Here is a 17910-nt window from a genome sequence, read left to right as displayed (position 1 = left end):
AGATCATGGCAACCCCTAAAGAAAATTATTCAAATATCCAGACATTATCATTTGACGCTGTAATCGTTGGTGGTGGTGGTTCTGGTATGCGTGCAGCCTATCAGCTTGCTCAGGCAGGTTTACAGGTTGCAGTACTCACCAAAGTGTTCCCAACACGTTCGCATACAGTTGCTGCTCAGGGTGGTATTGGTGCGTCACTGGGCAACATGCAGGAAGACAACTGGCATTACCACTTTTACGATACGGTAAAAGGTTCTGACTGGTTGGGTGATCAGGACGCAATCGAGTTTATGACCCGTGAAGCGCCAAAAGTTGTTTATGAGCTTGAACATCTGGGTATGCCGTTTGACCGTAATGAAGATGGCACGATCTATCAGCGTCCATTCGGTGGTCACTCTGCTAACTACGGTGAAAAAGCCGTTCCACGTGCCTGTGCTGCCGCTGACCGTACAGGTCATGCATTGCTTCACACTTTGTATCAAAGCAACGTGAAAATGGGTACTCAGTTCTTCGTTGAATGGATTGCACTTGACTTAATCCGTAATGAACAGGGTGATGTTCTTGGTGTAACCGCATATGATCAGGAAACTGGTAATATTGCGGTATTCCAGGCAAAGGCAACCTTGTTTGCTACGGGTGGTGCGGGTCGTGTTTACCGTGCATCAACAAACGCCTATATCAACACAGGTGACGGACTTGGTATGGCTGCCCGTGCGGGTATTCCATTACAGGATATGGAATTCTGGCAATTCCACCCAACGGGTGTTGCGGGCGCAGGCGTATTGTTGACTGAGGGTTGTCGTGGTGAAGGCGGTATCCTTCGTAATAAAGACGGCGAACCGTTCATGGAGCGTTATGCACCGACTTTAAAAGACTTGGCACCACGTGACTTCGTATCACGCTCTATGGATCAGGAAATTAAGGAAGGTCGTGGCTGTGGTCCTAAAGCGGATTATATCCTGTTGGATATGACCCACTTGGGTGCGGAAACAATCATGAAGCGTCTACCATCTGTATTTGAGATTGGTAAGAAGTTCGCAAACGTTGACTGTACCAAAGAGCCAATTCCAGTTGTACCAACAATTCATTATCAAATGGGTGGTATTCCAACCAATATTCATGGTCAGGTCGTTGTGCCGCATGGTGTGGAAGAGGCTGAATTCTCTGCTCACTATGATAAGGACACTAAAGAATATACCTATAAAGGTACCCGTGACTATGTGAAGCCAGTAAAAGGTTTCTATGCAATCGGTGAGTGTTCTTGTGTATCTGTACATGGTGCAAACCGTTTAGGGACCAACTCCCTGCTTGACCTTGTGGTATTCGGTAAAGCTGCTGGTGAACACATCATTGACTACGTGACCAAGCATCACGGTGATGACTATGCACCGTTGCCAAATAATGTGCTGGAAAACACTCTGGCTCGTATCCGTAAGCTGGATGACTCAACTTCTGGTGAGAACGCTCAGGAAGTGGCCGATGCAATCCGTGACATCGTACAGGATCACGCAGGTGTATTCCGTACTCAGGCATTGCTTGACAAGGGTGTAAAAGAGATTCTTGCGATTGAGCCACGTGTTCGCAACATTTATTTGAAAGACAAGTCTAAAGTCTTTAACACAGCACGTGTTGAGGCATTGGAAGTTGAAAATTTATATGAAGTTGCAAAAGCAACCTTGATCTCTGCTGCTGCACGTAAAGAATGTCGTGGTGCACATACAGTTGTTGACTATGAGTTGGCACCTGATCACCCAACATACTCATACGGCCGCCGTGATGATGAGTGGATGAAGCATACTTTATGGTATTCATCAGACAACCGTCTTGAATATAAGCCAGTTCGTTTCAGCCCATTAACGGTTGAAGCAATCGAACCTAAGCCACGTACATTCTAATCGGGAGAACAAAGATGAGTAGAGGCACTCGTACATTCGAAATCTACCGCTACGATCCTGATAAGGATAAAGCGCCGTACATGCAAACTTTTAAACTTGAGTTAACCGACAAGCACCGTATGTTGCTTGATGCGTTGCTTGCGTTGAAAGTACAGGATGAGACATTAACGTTCCGCCGTTCATGCCGTGAGGGCATCTGTGGTTCTGATGGTGTCAACATCAATGGTAAAAATGGCTTGGCTTGTTTGTGGAACCTGAACGACTTGCCAGAGAAGATTGTGATCCGTCCTTTACCAGGCTTGCCAGTGGTAAAAGACTTGGTTGTAGACATGAACCAGTTTTATGACCAGTACAACAAAATTCAGCCATTCTTGATTAATAATCAGCCAGCACCAGCAAAAGAGCGTTTACAGTCTCAAGCAGAACGTGAACACCTGGATGGTCTGTATGAATGTATTCTTTGTGCATGTTGTTCAACGTCATGCCCGTCATTCTGGTGGAACCCTGACAAGTTCCTGGGGCCATCTGCATTGTTAAATGCATACCGCTTTATCATTGACTCTCGTGATACGGCAACACAAGAGCGTTTGGCTCGTTTAGACGACCCATTCTCTTTGTTCCGTTGTAAAGGGATCATGAACTGTGTATCGGTTTGCCCGAAAGGTTTAAACCCAACGAAGGCAATTGGTCACATTCGTAACATGCTGTTAGATCAAGCGAGCTAATCGATTGCTCTGACCAAAAAAACGGAAGTTCCAAAAGGACTTCCGTTTTTTATTTTGGATGTGGCTATTTATAAGGATGGAAACATGGGGGTGGGTAACATGTGTATCAATCTTAAACAACGGTCAGTTATATGGTATTTTATAAATTTTATGATTAAGTCAAATAATAAAAACAAATATAAATCGGGAAGTTGCTTTATTTTTAGGCATTCTGCGTGGTGTTTGTGCGAAATTTGTAGTGAATCTTTAACTTTGGTCGATACAAGGTGCAACTTTTAGAAAAAGGGCGGTATATTAGAATATAATTGAATAAGTGTATTTCGCTGGTTTATGAATGGTATGTGTCAAAAAAATCAATTCAGACTTGATTACATGATAGGATTTCACCCAGTAAATGAAAGCAAAAAATAAGCATATTCCTGATGTTATCTAAAAGTAACATTCCATGAATTTATGCAGATTACTTTAAAAAAGTCAATTTAGAAAAGTTAAAGAATTATTTAATTTTTCTAAAATGATTTGCAAAAAATTGCTCGATTTTATCGAGTATAAGGATGAGTTATGTGCTTTGAATTGAAAGTGCATGGCTCATTTGTTACATCAAAGGGAATACTCCTGATGTGTAGTAATAATGTCTCAAGGTTTGATGATCTTGGGTAGTAGTGTCTTGTTACCAATTTGACGCTATGAATCATGGGTGTGCTTAAAAGGCAACCTGTATTATTTTTTGCAATAGGAAATGGGTCCAAAAATGCAAGAAGTTGCTGACGCACTGCGTCTTGACACTGAACTTTCCGCTGATAGTGCAGCGTATATTGAAGAGCTTTACGAACAGTACCTAACTTCTCCAACCTCAGTGTCAGAGGATTGGCGTGAATATTTCGATAAATACCCTAAAGGTGATCAACCACACGGTAGTGTGCGCGAGCAATTCCTCCTTTTGGGTCGTAATTCAAACCGAGTTCAACCTGTTGTACAAAGCACTGTAAGTACAGAACATGAGCGTCGTCAAATTGGTGTATTACAACTGATTGCTGCTTACCGCAACCGTGGTCATCAAAAAGCCAAACTTGATCCATTAGGTCTTGCGAAACGTGAAGAAGTTCCAGATCTTGATTTATCTGCACATGGTTTAACTAAATCTGATTTAGATACTGTATTTAATACAGGCAACCTCGCGATTGGCAAGGCAGAAGCGACATTGGCTGAAATGGTTGAGGCAATGGAGGCTATCTACTGTGGATCAATTGGTGCAGAGTATATGCACATTGTTGACACTAAGGAAAAACGCTGGATTCAGCAACGTTTAGAGGGTGCGCGCGGTAAATTCAACTTCAGCCCTGATCAGAAAAAAGGCTTTCTGGAGCGTTTGACGGCTGCTGAAGGTCTGGAAAAGTATCTGGGTAATAAGTTTGTTGGCGCGAAGCGTTTTGGTGTTGAAGGCGGTGAGTCCTTTATTCCAATGGTCAACGAAATCATTCAGCGTGCAGGTAGTGTAGGCTGTAAAGAAGTTGTGATCGGGATGCCACACCGTGGTCGTCTTAACCTGCTTGTCAACATTATGGGTAAAAACCCTGCCGACCTTTTTGGTGAGTTTGAAGGCAAAAGCCTGCACAAAAAAGGTTCTGGCGATGTGAAGTATCATCAGGGCTTCTCTTCAAATGTAATGACACCAGGTGGTGAAGTGCATTTGGCGCTGGCATTTAACCCATCGCACCTTGAGATTGTGGGACCTGTGGTTGAAGGTTCGGTGCGTGCGCGTCAGGTTCGCCGTAAGGATATCGGTGGTGATGATGTTTTACCATTGATTGTTCATGGTGATGCGGCGTTTGCAGGTCAGGGTGTGAACATGGAAACTTTCCAGATGTCACAGACTCGTGGCTATACGGTTGGTGGTACTGTTCATATTATTGTGAACAATCAGGTTGGTTTTACCACTTCTGATCCACGTGATGCCCGTTCTACCGAATACTGTACCGATGTTGCAAAAATGATTCAGGCACCGATCTTCCATGTCAATGGGGATGATCCTGAAGCTGTAATTTTTGCGACTCAAATCGCCCATGATTTCCGTCATGAGTTCCGTAAAGATGTTGTCATTGATCTGTTCTGTTATCGTCGCCGTGGTCATAATGAAGCGGATGAACCATCCGCAACACAGCCATTGATGTATCAGATCATTAATAAAAAAGCCACCACGCGTACACTTTACGCTGATCAGCTGGTTCAACAGCAAATTCTTGATCGTGCAAGTGCAGACAGAATGGTTGAGGATTACCGCGCTGACCTTGAAGCAGGCAATCATGTGGCGAACGCATTGGTGACTAAGCCGAACAAGAAGATGTTTGTGGACTGGTCTCCATATCTGGGTCATGAATATACCGATGTCTGGGATACCAGTGTCAATATTGACCGCTTAAAAGAACTTGGAAAAACCTTAAATACTTTGCCTGAGGGTTTTGTATTGCAGCGTCAGGTTCAGAAAGTCATTGATGATCGGATGAAAATGCAAACGGGTGAAATGCCACTCAACTGGGGAGCTGCTGAGACACTGGCATACGCAACCTTGCTGGATGATGGCTTCCTTGTGCGTATCACAGGTGAAGATGTGGGACGTGGTACGTTCTCACATCGTCATGCCAAACTGCATAATCAGGCAGATGGTTCAGTTTATATTCCATTATGTCATGTCAAGGAGAATCAACCGCGTATTGCTGTTTATGATTCTTTATTGTCAGAAGAAGCGGTGCTTGCATTTGAATATGGCTATTCAACCACATTGCCGAAAAGCCTGATTGTTTGGGAAGCCCAGTTTGGTGACTTCGCAAACTGTGCACAGGTGGTGATCGACCAGTTTATCGCTTCGGGTGAAACCAAGTGGGAGCGAGTATGTGGTCTCACTATGTTGTTGCCACACGGTTATGAAGGTCAGGGACCAGAGCATTCATCTGCACGTCTAGAGCGTTTCTTACAGCTATGTGCTGAAGACAACATGCAGGTGATGACACCAACAACACCAGCACAGATTTTCCATGCGCTACGCCGTCAGGCGGTTCGTCCAATTCGTAAGCCCTTGATTGTCATGTCACCAAAATCATTGTTGCGTCATAAGCTTGCAACCTCGACTTTAGATGAGTTGGCAAATGGTTCATTCCAGACTGTGATTGATGAAATTGATAACATCAATAAAGCTGATGTGACGCGTTTAGTCCTTTGTGGCGGTAAGGTTTATTACGATTTACTGGAAAAACGTCGTGAGCTTGGTTTGGATCATATTGCGATTGTTCGTATCGAACAGTTGTATCCATATCCAGAACAGCGTTTAGCTGAAGTCATGGCTCAGTATCCAAACATCCAGGAACTTGTCTGGGCGCAGGAAGAACCGAAGAATCAGGGCGCCTGGTTATTTATCGTTCCTCGTCTATACGAAGATGTTCTTAAATCTGGTAAACAAATTCGCATTAGCTATGCAGGCCGTGAAGCATCTGCCGCACCTGCCTGTGGCTCACCATACTTGCATGCAAAACAACAAGCTCAGCTCGTCAATGACGCACTAGCAATTGAAGCTGAACAATCAGGAGATTCTCAATAATGGCAACCGAAATTAAAGCACCGGTATTTCCAGAGTCAGTTGCTGACGGTACGATCGCAACCTGGCACAAGAAAGTAGGTGAATCTGTATCACGTGATGAAGTGATCTGTGACATTGAAACCGATAAAGTTGTTTTAGAAGTGGTTGCTCCAGCTGACGGTAGTTTAGTTGCAATCATCAAAAATGAAGGCGACACTGTTTTATCTGATGAAGTGATCGCACAGTTTGAGGCGGGTGCTGTTTCTGGTGCTGCCGATACTCAGGCAGTGCAAAGTGCAGCGCCTGCTCAAGTGCAGCAGGCTGTTGAAAATACTCAAGCAGGTGCGGCACCAGTAGTTCCCGTGCAGGATCAGGCTCCTGCTGTGCGTAAGGCATTGTCTGAAACAGGCATCAATGCGGCTGATGTACAGGGTACAGGTCGTGGTGGTCGCATCACGAAAGAAGATGTTGCCAGCCATCAGGCTAAACCTGCTGCATCAGTTCAACCATTAAGCGTTGCTGTCGGCGAGCGTATCGAGAAACGTGTTCCTATGACTCGTTTACGTAAGCGTGTTGCTGAGCGTTTATTGGCAGCTACACAACAGACTGCAATGTTGACAACGTTCAACGAAGTGAACATGAAGCCAATCATGGAAATGCGTAAGCAATATAAAGATGCTTTTGAAAAGCGTCATGGTGCGCGTTTAGGCTTTATGTCTTTCTTTGTTAAGGCTGCCACTGAAGCGTTAAAACGTTATCCAGCGGTTAATGCATCGATTGATGGTGATGATATCGTTTATCACGGTTTCTATGACATTGGTGTAGCGGTTTCTTCTGACCGTGGTCTGGTTGTGCCAATTCTCCGTGATACTGACCGTATGAACTATGCCGAAGTTGAGAATGGCATTGCTGCATATGCTGCGAAAGCACGTGAAGGCAAGTTGTCAATTGAAGAAATGACTGGTGGTACATTCACGATTACCAATGGTGGTACATTCGGTTCATTGCTTTCAACTCCTATTTTAAACCAGCCACAAACTGCGATTTTGGGTATGCATAAAATCCAGGAACGTCCTATGGCGGTGAATGGTCAAGTTGAAATCTTGCCAATGATGTATTTAGCGCTTTCTTATGACCACCGTTTAATCGATGGTAAAGAAGCTGTCGGTTTCTTGGTAACAATCAAAGAATTGTTAGAAGAACCAGCTAAACTCATTCTTGATCTTTAATATTAGAAATATATCTCCCATATAAAGTGATCCTTTATATGGGACTTTGGAGATAAAAATGTCTCAACAGTTTGATCTTGTTGTTATTGGCGGTGGACCTGGCGGTTATGAGGCAGCGATCCGTGCTGCACAACTTGGTTTTAAAGTCGCTTGTATCGAAAAACGTATCCACAACGGTAAGCCATCTTTAGGTGGTACCTGTCTAAATGTGGGTTGTATCCCATCTAAAGCACTGCTTGACTCTTCCCACCGCTATGAAGCAACCGTTCACGAACTTGCTGAACATGGTATCACCACAGGTGAAGTTAAATTTGATCTAGACACTTTGTTGGCACATAAAGATAAAGTTGTAGATCAATTGACGGGTGGTGTTGCTCAATTACTGAAAGGTAATGGTATCGAGTGGTTACAAGGTACTGGTAAATTACTTGCAGGTAAAAAAGTAGAATTCACACCGTTTGAAGGTGAAGTACAGGTTTTAGAACCGAAGTACGTGATCCTTGCAACGGGTTCTGTACCTGTCAATATTCCAGTCGCTCCAGTTGATGAAGACTTAATTGTTGATTCGACTGGTGCATTAAAATTCCCAGAAGTTCCTAAACGTCTTGGTGTCATTGGTGCAGGTGTTATCGGTTTAGAGTTGGGTTCAGTATGGCGCCGTCTGGGTTCAGAAGTTGTTGTGTTTGAAGCATTAGATGCGTTCTTACCAATGGCGGACAAAGCATTGGCGAAAGAATATCAAAAAATCTTGAAAAAACAGGGTTTAGATATTCGTTTCGGTGCGAAAGTTTCAGGTACTGATGTTAATGGTCGTGAAGTGACTGTTAAATATACCCAAGGCGGTGAAGACAAAGAACAAACTTTCGATAAATTGATCGTTTGTGTAGGTCGTCGTGCTTATGCTGAAGGTTTATTGGCAGATGATTGCGGTATTAAACTGACTGAACGTGGCTTAGTTGAAGTAAACGATTGGTGTGCAACTTCTGTTGAAGGTGTTTATGCGATTGGTGACTTGGTACGCGGTCCAATGCTTGCACATAAGGCAATGGAAGAGGGCGTCATGGCAGTGGAACGTATCCACGGTCATGCTGCTCAAGTGAACTATGACACCATCATCAGCATAATCTATACCCATCCAGAAGCAGCTTGGGTAGGCTTAACTGAAGAGCAAGCCAAAGAAAAAGGCCATGAAGTGAAAGCAGGCCAATTCCCGTTTGCGGTGAATGGTCGTGCATTGGCAGCTGGTGATACGGCTGGTTTTGTGAAATTCGTTGCTGATGCGAAAACAGACCGTCTTTTAGGTATGCACGTTGTGGGTCCTAATGCATCTGAGATCGCACACCAAGGCATGATTGCGCTTGAGTTTGTTTCTTCTGTGGAAGACTTGCAATTGATGACTTTCGGTCATCCAACATTCTCAGAAGTTGTACATGAAGCGGCGCTTGCTGTTGATGGTCGTGCAATCCACGCGATTCAACGTAAGCGTAAGTAAACAAAAAGTGTGGTTCGCCACACTTTTTTAAATGATGGTGATTGGTTTTATAAGGCAATCATTTACTCAATATGTAGCAGTCTGGTTTTAAGAATATTTAGGCTGTACCACAATAAACAACATAGTAGGTAACTAAATGAACTTACATGAGTATCAAGCTAAAGCGTTATTAAAAAAATATGGCATGCCAGTACAAGAAGGTATTTTGGCAACAAATGCAGATGAAGCCGTTGCTGCGTTTGAACAGCTTGGTGGTAAATTCGCTGTAATGAAAGCACAGGTTCATGCAGGTGGCCGTGGTAAGGCTGGCGGCGTTAAAGTTGCGAAATCTAAAGAAGATGTAATCGAATTTGCAAACAACATCATTGGCACTCGTCTTGTAACGTATCAAACAGATGCAAATGGTCAACCTGTTAACAGCATTATTGTGGCTGAAGATGTATACCCAGTTGAGCGTGAGCTTTACTTAGGTGCGGTTGTAGACCGTTCTAGCCGTCGTATCACTTTCATGGCTTCTACCGAAGGTGGTGTAGAAATCGAGAAAGTTGCAGAAGAAACGCCTGAAAAAATTATCAAGGTTGAAGTTGATCCACTCGTTGGCTTACAACCATTCCAAGCACGTGAAGTTGCGTTTGCTTTAGGTTTGAAAGACAAGCAAATCGGTCAATTTGTAAAAATCATGACAGCTGCTTACCAGGCATTTGTTGAAAATGATTTTGCATTATTTGAAATCAACCCACTTTCAGTTCGTGAAAATGGCGAGATTTTATGTGTAGATGCAAAAGTTGGTATCGACTCTAATGCGCTTTACCGTTTACCAGAAGTTGCTGCTTTACGTGACAAATCGCAAGAGAATGAGCGTGAATTAAAAGCATCTGAATTTGACCTTAACTATGTTGCTTTAGAAGGTAACATCGGTTGTATGGTGAATGGTGCGGGTCTTGCAATGGCAACGATGGATATCATCAAACTTTATGGTGGTCAGCCTGCAAACTTCCTTGACGTTGGTGGTGGTGCAACCAAAGAGCGCGTAATCGAAGCGTTCAAAATCATCCTTGCTGATACGTCTGTTCAAGGTGTTTTAATCAACATTTTCGGTGGTATCGTACGTTGTGACATGATTGCTGAAGCAATTATTGCAGCGGTTCAAGAAGTAAATGTCACTGTACCCGTTGTTGTTCGTTTAGAAGGGAACAACGCTGAGTTGGGTGCGAAATTACTTGATGAATCTGGTTTGAAATTAATTTCTGCGAACGGCCTATCTGATGCCGCAGAAAAAGTTGTAGCTGCAGTTAAGGCGTAAGGGGAGTATCAATCATGAGCGTATTAATTAATAAAGACACTAAAGTATTGGTACAGGGTTTTACGGGCAAAAACGGTACTTTCCACTCTGCGCAAGCTTTAGACTACGGTACAAAAGTTGTGGGTGGTGTTACTCCAGGGAAAGGCGGTACGACTCACCTTGACCTACCAGTATTCAACACAATGAAAGAAGCTGTACGTGAAACAAATGCAGATGCATCTGTTATCTATGTACCAGCTCCATTCGTTTTAGATTCGATCGTTGAAGCGGTTGATTCAGGTGTTGGCTTAATTGTTGTGATCACTGAAGGTGTTCCAACCATCGACATGCTTAAAGCTAAACGTTACTTAGAAACTAACGGTAACGGTACGCGTTTAGTTGGTCCTAACTGTCCAGGCGTGATCACTCCAGGTGAATGTAAGATTGGTATTATGCCTGGCCATATCCACCAACCAGGTCGTATTGGTATCATCTCACGTTCAGGTACATTGACTTATGAAGCTGTTGCTCAAACAACCAAGCTTGGTTTAGGTCAATCTACTTGTATCGGTATCGGTGGTGACCCAATCCCAGGTATGAACCAGATTGAAGCGCTTCAATTGTTTCAGGACGATCCAGATACTGATGCAATCATCATGATCGGTGAGATCGGTGGTACAGCGGAAGAAGAAGCTGCTGAATTCATCAAATCTAACGTGACTAAGCCTGTTGTAGGTTACATCGCTGGTGTAACTGCACCTAAAGGTAAGCGTATGGGTCACGCAGGTGCGATCATTTCTGGTGGTAAAGGTACAGCAGAAGAGAAATTCGCTGCATTTGAAAAAGCAGGTATGGCTTACACGCGTAGCCCTGCAGAGCTTGGTTCAACCATGCTACAAGTTTTGAAAGAGAAAGGTTTGGCGTAATTCGTTGATTTTAATCTTTAAAGAACCCTGATGAAAACATCAGGGTTTTTTATTGTCATTTAATAAGTCTCAGTTTGAGGATATTAAACACTTACTCCGCTTTTGGTTTCAATCCTTGAGTTAAACCATTAATATCACCACCTTGTAAGCCAAGTTCACTCATTAAGCTATCAATCAAAGGGGCTTGTGAACGATAGCGTAGGGCGCTATTCACAACCTGATCAGACAAAGAGGTTTGGGTGTTTTCAACTGTTTCACCTGATACAGAACCACCTGCAAAACCATTTAAACCATTTAAACCATTGACCTGTAAAATCTTGATGTCATCAATATTTTCCATTGGTTTAACGCTTTCACGGATAATTTCAGGTAAGTGTTTGAGCAAGGCTAAACGAATTTGCATTTCCACCTGTTCAGCAGAAAGGGTATTGGCTGCTTCATTCACTGCCCGAGCACCCTCTGCATCGACTTGATATTGTTTCTCCAATGCCTGAGCAAGCAGGATTTTGGCATCCGCTTCACCTTTGGCTTTTAAACGTACTTTTTCAGCCTCGGCTTCTGCACCAATTCGTATTGCCTCGGCTTCATCAGCAGCCGCTTTTTTACCTGCATCGGCAGCAACGGTAATGGCAATTGCTTCTTTTTCAGCGGTTTGTTTAGCAGCAACCAGTTCAACCGCTTTTTGACGTTCCGCACGTTGTGTTTCACGCACAGTCACAACTTCTTCCTCGGCTTTTACTGCTTCGGCGCGGGCTTTATCTGCTTGGGCTTTGGCTTCTGATTCGGCACGGGACTTTTCTGCAATAGCAATGGCACGATCCTGCTCTGCAAGTTCAATGGTTTTCTTCTGCTCAACCTGCGCTTTTTGAATGAGCTGAGCTTTCTGGATATTTTCATTTTCCACATCACGAGCCGAAGCAATACGTTTGATTTCAACTTCACGTTCAGCAGCAATACGGGCTTCTTCTGCTTCACGCTTTTTAGCTGCTTCCTGCGCTGCAATTTCAGCACTTTGTTCCGCTTTACGAATTGAGATTTCACGTTCCTGTTGGAGCTTGGCATATTCCTCTTCACGAGAAATTTGTAGCCTTGCCTGTTCAGCTTGCAGATTTTTTGCACGAATCGCCAGGTCAGCATCCTGCTCAATGTCGTTACGCTTTTTACGGCGATCTTCAATGGTTTCGGTCAACTTGGTTAAACCTTCAGCATCAAAGGCATTTTGTGGGTTAAAGAACTTAAAGCTGGTTTGATCTAAACCAGTCAATGAAACGGTTTCAAGCTCTAAACCATTTTTAGACAAATCTTCTGATACCACCTGTTGAACTTTCTGTACGAAATCAACACGCTTTTCATGCAGTTCTTCCATCGCCATTTCAGCGGCAACGGCACGTAGGGAATCAACAAATTTGCCTTCAACCAAGTCTTTCAATTCCTGAGGCGACATGGTTTTACGACCTAGCGTTTGTGCCGCAGTTGCAATGGATTCACCTGTTGGTTTTACCCGAACATAAAACTCAGCCATGACATCCACCCGCATACGGTCACGGGTAATCAGTGCCTGATCAGCAGCACGTTTGACTTCCAGACGCAAGGTGTTCATGTTTACAGGAATAATTTCATGCAATACAGGCAGAACGATTGCCCCGCCATTTAAAATCACTTTCTCCCCACCAAAACCTGTACGCACAAAAGACACTTCCTTGCTGGAACGTGTGTACAGGCGAGCAATAATAATCCCTATAAAAATCAGTGCCGCAAAAATAACACCTGTAATAATTAAAATTTCAGTCAATGCTGAATTAAACATTTAAATGCCCTCGTATCATCAATATAAAAATTAAACCGAAATTGCCTGAAAACCAATCTTGGTTCTCTGCGTCAAAATAACCTCTTGTCCTTGCTGAAAAACAATGTCGAGTTCTGGTTCAACCAAAACATAATGGGTTTGACCAAACTGGTCTTTCACTTTGGCCTGTGCAGGGGAGTTGGGTTTGGCATCCCCTAAAATGATTTGGGCTGTCCTGCCGATCAAGTCTTCACTATAAATAACCGTGGTTTCATCTTTGGGAATAATCCTGGCGATGAGCGCAGCACTGATACGCACGATGGGCATACACAGAAACACACAGGCAGGTGCAATAATCCATGCAGACAGGTAATGTTCGGTTAGGTGGAAGAAGATATCCTGAATGATCAGGCCTGTTAATGCATATACAATTAAGAAAATAATGAGCCAGATCAGTAAGGGGACCTTGCCTAAATACAGCCATTCCAACAACTGGGTAAAGAGATTCTCTGGATGATCCACTCCGACATCGGCATGGTCTACATCGGTGAGGCTATCTGGTAAAAACTGTTCGAGAAAACTTGAGCTACCACCAAACAGCAGCAAGATGAATTCAAGTACGCCAATAAACAGGCAAAGCATTAAAGCAATACTAAAAACAATATTTGATGGATGGATTAATAAGTCCCATATCATTTGCATTACTCTTATATCTTTTTGAGATAATAAATAAAATTTTTATAAAAATAAAACAGTTATAAGAGTAAAGCGAATGGGGGTGAATTTCAACTTAAATCGTTCTGATTGCTATGCTCTGGCAGATGAATAAAAGATGATTTTATAATCTGTTTGATCATTTTGGATGATCAAATATTGTCGACATTGTCACTATAAAAAAATCCCCAAACGGGGATTTTTAAAAGATAAAATCTTTTTATTCAACAAGGAAACTAATTTTTAAATTCACGCGATATTCAGTAATTTTATTGTCTTTGATCACTACTTTCTGCTCGTTAATCCAAGCACCTTGAACATTTTTGACCGTTTCAGTGACTTTGGCAATCCCAGTTTGAATTGCATCTTCAAAGCTTTTGTTGCTGCTAGAATTGACTTCGACGACTTTAGCAATGGACATAATAATCTCTCTCAGTGTGTGGTAGTTATTGAAAAATTATCATAGATCAAAAAATCAGCTAGACCGCTATAATTAACTTTTTATTGCTAAAAACTTACATGTTTTCACAATCGAGAAATAGGCATAAAAAAAACGCAATGATTGGGGTGATCATTGCGTAGAACTACGAATCTGTAAAACAGTTCCGATGAAAAGGAGAAATATCATAAGATTAGTTTTTTCTAATCTACATAGTCATCATATAAAAAAACTTAACCAAGTTCATAGGTATTCATGTTAACTACTGTTAATAGATGTTAATAAGTGACGAAAATTGTTAGTTATAACTTTTATTGGGTAGTTCTTAAATTAGACTTAAATCCATGAGTTAATTAAAAAAACCCAGAAATATGGGCTTTTTTGTGGTAAAAGTAACGTAAATTAAAATTTAAATAAACCCAAGCCCGCTTTTACTTCATCTAAGGTTTGTTGTGTGATATCTCTGCATTTTTTAGTGCCTTGTTTCAAAATATCCATAATATAATCAGGATCTTTAGCCAATTCTTCACGACGTTCACGAATTGGGCCAATCAATTCTTTTAAAATGCCTTCCAAACGCTTTTTCACCGTACCATCGCCCAAACCACCACGACGGTAATGTGCTTTTAGTTCTTCAAGTTCTTCTTTGTTGGTATCGAAGGCGTCTAAATAAGTAAATACCACGTTGCCTTCAACCTGACCCGGGTCTTCAATGCGCAGGTGATTCGGGTCGGTGTACATCGCATTGACGGCTTTTTTAATGTCTTTATCTGAAGCATTTAAGACAATGGTGTTGCCCAATGACTTAGACATTTTGGCCTTGCCATCAAAACCTGGCAAACGTCCCATATTGGATAACAACGCCTTACATTCAGGTAATAAATCCTGTCCGATTTGACGGTTGATACGGCGCACGATTTCATTGGTTTGTTCAATCATTGGAATCTGGTCTTCACCCACAGGCACCACAGTTGCCTTGAATGCGGTGATGTCTGCCGCCTGAGCCACTGGATAGCATAGGAACCCTGCTGGAATGTCACGTTCAAAACCACGCATCTGGATTTCTGACTTGATGGTTGGATTGCGTTCCAGACGTGCCACAGTGACAAAGTTAAGGTAAAGCATGGTGAGTTCGTTCAGGGCAGGTAAACAGGATTGCACACAAATGGTTGTTTTGCTTGGGTCAATCCCCACCGCCAGATAATCGAGTGCTACTTGTAGGATATTGTTGCGAACTTTATCTGGATTATCGGCATTGTCCGTCAGGGCCTGTGCATCGGCTAGTAAAAGATGCTGATGATGGCTGTCCTGTAGGCCTACACGAGAGCGTAATGAACCGACAAAGTGTCCAAGATGAAGTTGTCCAGTAGGGCGGTCGCCTGTCAAAATTATTGGACGTTGATCAGCATTGCTCATGATATGTTCCAAGATTCAGTCATTTGATAAATATTTAATGCAGCATATTGTACGGTATATTGCAGGAATAGGGGTAGGGTCTGTTGCCATTTCAGCCATGTCTTGCGTTATAGGCTAAAACAACATAAACAAGGCATGAAACGCAGGCAATGGCGACCCCCTTGTCAAGTTTCATAACGCAGTTTATGGAAGTTTTAGCCATAACCCTACGGGACAGGGGCATTTTTTGCCGCTACTGCGTTATGCCTTACTCATTTAGGATAGCTAAATTTCGTAAGCCATGCCTTGTACCATCTAAAAAATGTCCTCTGTCGCAAGCATCTGTGAAATGTCAACAGACCCTAGTCTCTGTAAAACATGCCTACAAAAAATACGCAAAGAATTTTCAATATATCAATATAAAAATGGCTTTAATCCACTTTACAATAGCCGTATAAATACAAACTAGGACATAAAAATGGCGAGTGGTTTATTATTACTGCTGGATGATATTGCGACAGTTTTAGATGATGTTGCCGTGATGAGCAAAATGGCAGCCAAAAAAACTGCTGGTGTATTGGGGGATGACCTTGCGCTGAATGCCCAGCAAGTGAGTGGTGTGCGTTCTGACCGTGAATTGCCAGTGGTCTGGAGTGTCGCCAAAGGCTCTTTTGTGAATAAGTTGATTCTGGTTCCACTGGCACTTTTAATCAGCGTGGTTGCGCCGTGGTTGATTAATCCCTTGCTGATGATTGGTGGCCTATTCCTCTGTTATGAGGGTGTAGAAAAAGTTGTGCATATGCTGCACCACAAAAAAGCCAAGACAGCCGAAGAGGCGAGTGAAAACCTGCAACAGGTTGAAGTTGATCTGGTCAAGTTTGAAAAAGAAAAAGTGAAAGGTGCGATTCGTACCGATTTTATTTTATCCGCTGAAATTGTGGTAATTTCGTTAGGTACCGTTGCAACAGCAACATTTATGACTAAAGTGACTGTATTAAGCGTTATTGCGATTGTCATGACCATTGGCGTGTATGGCTTTGTTGCCATGATCGTCAAGATTGATGATCTCGGTTTATATTTAACACAACAGGCATCTGAATTTAAAAATAAGATTGGGCGTGGTTTGCTGGCCTTTGCCCCTGTGTTGATGAAAACACTCTCCATTGTTGGGACGGTCGCAATGTTCTTGGTTGGTGGTGGCATTATTAGCCATACTATTCCATTGCTGCATCATTTTACTGAAGAAACGGTAGACCATTTGGAACTGATTCCAAGCATTGGTTCAGTTATTGGCGCATTGACACCTACCTTGATTAATTTGGGTATTGGTCTGGTTGCAGGTGCCATTGTACTCATCATTGTTGGATTGATTCAAAAAGTGTGGTCAAAGGCTTCGGCTTAAATCTTGGACAATATAATCATGTGAGGTCACTATGCGCTGGAAAGGTCGTCGAATCAGTACCAATGTTGAAGACCGTCGTGGTGGCGGGGCAAAAGCAGGCGGAATTAGTATACTGGGGCTTATTGTTGCTTTTATTGCATGGAAGTTTTTTGGGGTTGACCCCCAACAGGCTTATCAGGCGACCCAGGCTGTGACTAGTGCGCAATCCTCACAGGGCAGTGCGCCACAAAGCCTGACTGGCGACCAGAAAGAAGCCAGTGATTTTGTCGGAACCATTCTGGCAGACACAGAAGATACCTGGACTCCTATCTTTCAACAGTTGGGCATGTCCTATAAACCACCAAGATTGGTGCTGTTTAATGGAGTGGTGCGTTCTGGTTGTGGCACGGCTCAAGCGGCAATGGGGCCGTTTTATTGTCCAACAGACCAAAAAGTCTATATTGATACCTCATTCTTTAAAGAGATGCGTCAGCAAATGGGTATCTCTGGGGAACAGAACCAAACAGAACTTTCCCGTCAGGATCAGGCGGGTGACTTTGCTCAGGCGTATGTGATTGCACATGAGGTCGGTCATCATATTCAAAATCTATTGGGCATTTCCTCTCAGGTGCAGCAGGCACGTTCACAAATGAGTCAGACACAGGGCAATCAGCTTTCAGTACGTTTGGAATTGCAGGCGGATTGTTTTGCAGGAATCTGGGCACATCAGAACCAGCAGCGTACACAATTTCTAGAGCAGGGTGATATCGAGGAAGCGATGGATGCTGCCCAAAAGATTGGTGATGATTATTTGCAGAAACGTGCCACAGGACAGGTTGTCCCTGATAGTTTCACACATGGTACCAGTGAGCAGCGTATGCATTGGTTTCAGTTGGGACTGAAATCGGGTGATATCAATCAGTGTGATACCTTTAAGTAACTTAAAGGTATTTCATCCTTATTTGAAAATATAAATTGTGAATGAATGGGTTTGGGTCATTGTTATAGACTTTAGGTAAGTGTGTTGATGTGTTTGTTTTATGGTAAATCACCATAAAATCTCTAAAGTTACTTT

General features: G+C 42.9%; 13 protein-coding genes. 9 read left to right on the top strand and 4 right to left on the bottom strand.

Translation table 11 applies throughout. The annotated features are described in order from the left end of the window. Positions 1-5 precede the first annotated feature (5 nt). The 7 genes from sdhA to sucD all read left to right on the top strand — a co-directional run bounded on the left by sdhA (position 6) and on the right by sucD (position 11120). Positions 6-1895 (top strand): succinate dehydrogenase flavoprotein subunit, encoded by a 1890-nt coding sequence (sdhA, locus tag F988_RS05035; RefSeq protein WP_004681506.1) that lies wholly within the window; start codon positions 6-8, stop codon positions 1893-1895. Positions 1896-1909: 14 nt separating this feature from the next. Beyond that, positions 1910-2620, top strand: coding sequence for a succinate dehydrogenase iron-sulfur subunit (locus F988_RS05030; RefSeq protein WP_004681505.1), 711 nt, complete (start codon positions 1910-1912; stop codon positions 2618-2620). Positions 2621-3371: 751 nt separating this feature from the next. Further along, positions 3372-6212, top strand: coding sequence for a 2-oxoglutarate dehydrogenase E1 component (locus F988_RS05025; RefSeq protein WP_004681504.1), 2841 nt, complete (start codon positions 3372-3374; stop codon positions 6210-6212). Beyond that, positions 6212-7420, top strand: a complete 1209-nt coding sequence (odhB, locus tag F988_RS05020) for a 2-oxoglutarate dehydrogenase complex dihydrolipoyllysine-residue succinyltransferase (RefSeq protein WP_004681503.1) — start codon at positions 6212-6214, stop codon at positions 7418-7420. Before F988_RS05025 ends, odhB begins: the two co-directional genes overlap by 1 nt. 58 nt (positions 7421-7478) lie before the next feature. After that, positions 7479-8912: a dihydrolipoyl dehydrogenase gene (gene lpdA / locus F988_RS05015; protein WP_004681502.1), complete on the top strand. Its 1434-nt coding sequence runs from the start codon at positions 7479-7481 to the stop codon at positions 8910-8912. Positions 8913-9048: 136 nt separating this feature from the next. Then, the gene (gene sucC / locus F988_RS05010; protein WP_004681500.1) at positions 9049-10215 is read left to right on the top strand and encodes an ADP-forming succinate--CoA ligase subunit beta; all 1167 of its coding nucleotides are present in this window, start codon (positions 9049-9051) and stop codon (positions 10213-10215) included. Between the two features lie 14 nt (positions 10216-10229). Beyond that, on the top strand, positions 10230-11120 hold the full coding sequence (gene sucD, locus F988_RS05005; RefSeq protein ID WP_004681499.1) for a succinate--CoA ligase subunit alpha: 891 nt from the start codon (positions 10230-10232) through the stop codon (positions 11118-11120). Positions 11121-11211: 91 nt separating this feature from the next. Here the strand turns inward: sucD and F988_RS05000 are convergent, their stop codons facing one another. The 4 genes from F988_RS05000 to trpS form a co-directional block, all read right to left on the bottom strand. Next, positions 11212-12927 (bottom strand): flotillin family protein, encoded by a 1716-nt coding sequence (locus tag F988_RS05000; protein ID WP_004681498.1) that lies wholly within the window; start codon positions 12925-12927, stop codon positions 11212-11214. A gap of 30 nt (positions 12928-12957) precedes the next feature. After that, entirely contained in the window at positions 12958-13602 is a 645-nt protein-coding gene (locus F988_RS04995) for a YqiJ family protein (RefSeq protein WP_004681496.1), read from the bottom strand. Between the two features lie 238 nt (positions 13603-13840). Continuing rightward, positions 13841-14041, bottom strand: coding sequence for a dodecin family protein (locus tag F988_RS04990; protein ID WP_004674921.1), 201 nt, complete (start codon positions 14039-14041; stop codon positions 13841-13843). Positions 14042-14461: 420 nt separating this feature from the next. Next, positions 14462-15475 (bottom strand): tryptophan--tRNA ligase, encoded by a 1014-nt coding sequence (trpS, locus tag F988_RS04985; RefSeq protein WP_004681495.1) that lies wholly within the window; start codon positions 15473-15475, stop codon positions 14462-14464. Positions 15476-15932: 457 nt separating this feature from the next. On the opposite strand from trpS, the gene F988_RS04980 reads away from it, so the two are divergent. Together F988_RS04980 and ypfJ are read left to right on the top strand one after the other, a co-directional pair. Further along, the gene (locus tag F988_RS04980; RefSeq protein ID WP_004681494.1) at positions 15933-16856 is read left to right on the top strand and encodes a DUF808 domain-containing protein; all 924 of its coding nucleotides are present in this window, start codon (positions 15933-15935) and stop codon (positions 16854-16856) included. Positions 16857-16887: 31 nt separating this feature from the next. After that, positions 16888-17775 carry a KPN_02809 family neutral zinc metallopeptidase gene (gene ypfJ, locus F988_RS04975; protein ID WP_004681493.1) on the top strand — a complete coding sequence of 296 codons (888 nt, stop codon included), beginning with the start codon at positions 16888-16890 and terminating at the stop codon, positions 17773-17775. Positions 17776-17910: the final 135 nt, after the last annotated feature.

This window comes from Acinetobacter parvus DSM 16617 = CIP 108168 (assembly GCF_000368025.1).
Classification (GTDB): Bacteria; Pseudomonadota; Gammaproteobacteria; order Pseudomonadales; family Moraxellaceae; genus Acinetobacter; species Acinetobacter parvus.
This window is presented reverse-complemented; position numbering and strand designations above follow the sequence as displayed.

Excerpts from the sequence above, each read along its gene's own strand:
- sdhA (WP_004681506.1), top strand. The coding sequence starts at position 6 with ATGGCAACCCCTAAAGAAAATTATTCAAATATCCAGACATTATCATTT.
- F988_RS05030 (WP_004681505.1), top strand. The coding sequence starts at position 1,910 with ATGAGTAGAGGCACTCGTACATTCGAAATCTACCGCTACGATCCTGAT.
- F988_RS05025 (WP_004681504.1), top strand. The coding sequence starts at position 3,372 with ATGCAAGAAGTTGCTGACGCACTGCGTCTTGACACTGAACTTTCCGCT.
- odhB (WP_004681503.1), top strand. The coding sequence starts at position 6,212 with ATGGCAACCGAAATTAAAGCACCGGTATTTCCAGAGTCAGTTGCTGAC.
- lpdA (WP_004681502.1), top strand. The coding sequence starts at position 7,479 with ATGTCTCAACAGTTTGATCTTGTTGTTATTGGCGGTGGACCTGGCGGT.
- sucC (WP_004681500.1), top strand. The coding sequence starts at position 9,049 with ATGAACTTACATGAGTATCAAGCTAAAGCGTTATTAAAAAAATATGGC.
- sucD (WP_004681499.1), top strand. The coding sequence starts at position 10,230 with ATGAGCGTATTAATTAATAAAGACACTAAAGTATTGGTACAGGGTTTT.
- F988_RS05000 (WP_004681498.1), bottom strand. The coding sequence starts at position 12,927 with ATGTTTAATTCAGCATTGACTGAAATTTTAATTATTACAGGTGTTATT.
- F988_RS04995 (WP_004681496.1), bottom strand. The coding sequence starts at position 13,602 with ATGATATGGGACTTATTAATCCATCCATCAAATATTGTTTTTAGTATT.
- F988_RS04990 (WP_004674921.1), bottom strand. The coding sequence starts at position 14,041 with ATGTCCATTGCTAAAGTCGTCGAAGTCAATTCTAGCAGCAACAAAAGC.
- trpS (WP_004681495.1), bottom strand. The coding sequence starts at position 15,475 with ATGAGCAATGCTGATCAACGTCCAATAATTTTGACAGGCGACCGCCCT.
- F988_RS04980 (WP_004681494.1), top strand. The coding sequence starts at position 15,933 with ATGGCGAGTGGTTTATTATTACTGCTGGATGATATTGCGACAGTTTTA.
- ypfJ (WP_004681493.1), top strand. The coding sequence starts at position 16,888 with ATGCGCTGGAAAGGTCGTCGAATCAGTACCAATGTTGAAGACCGTCGT.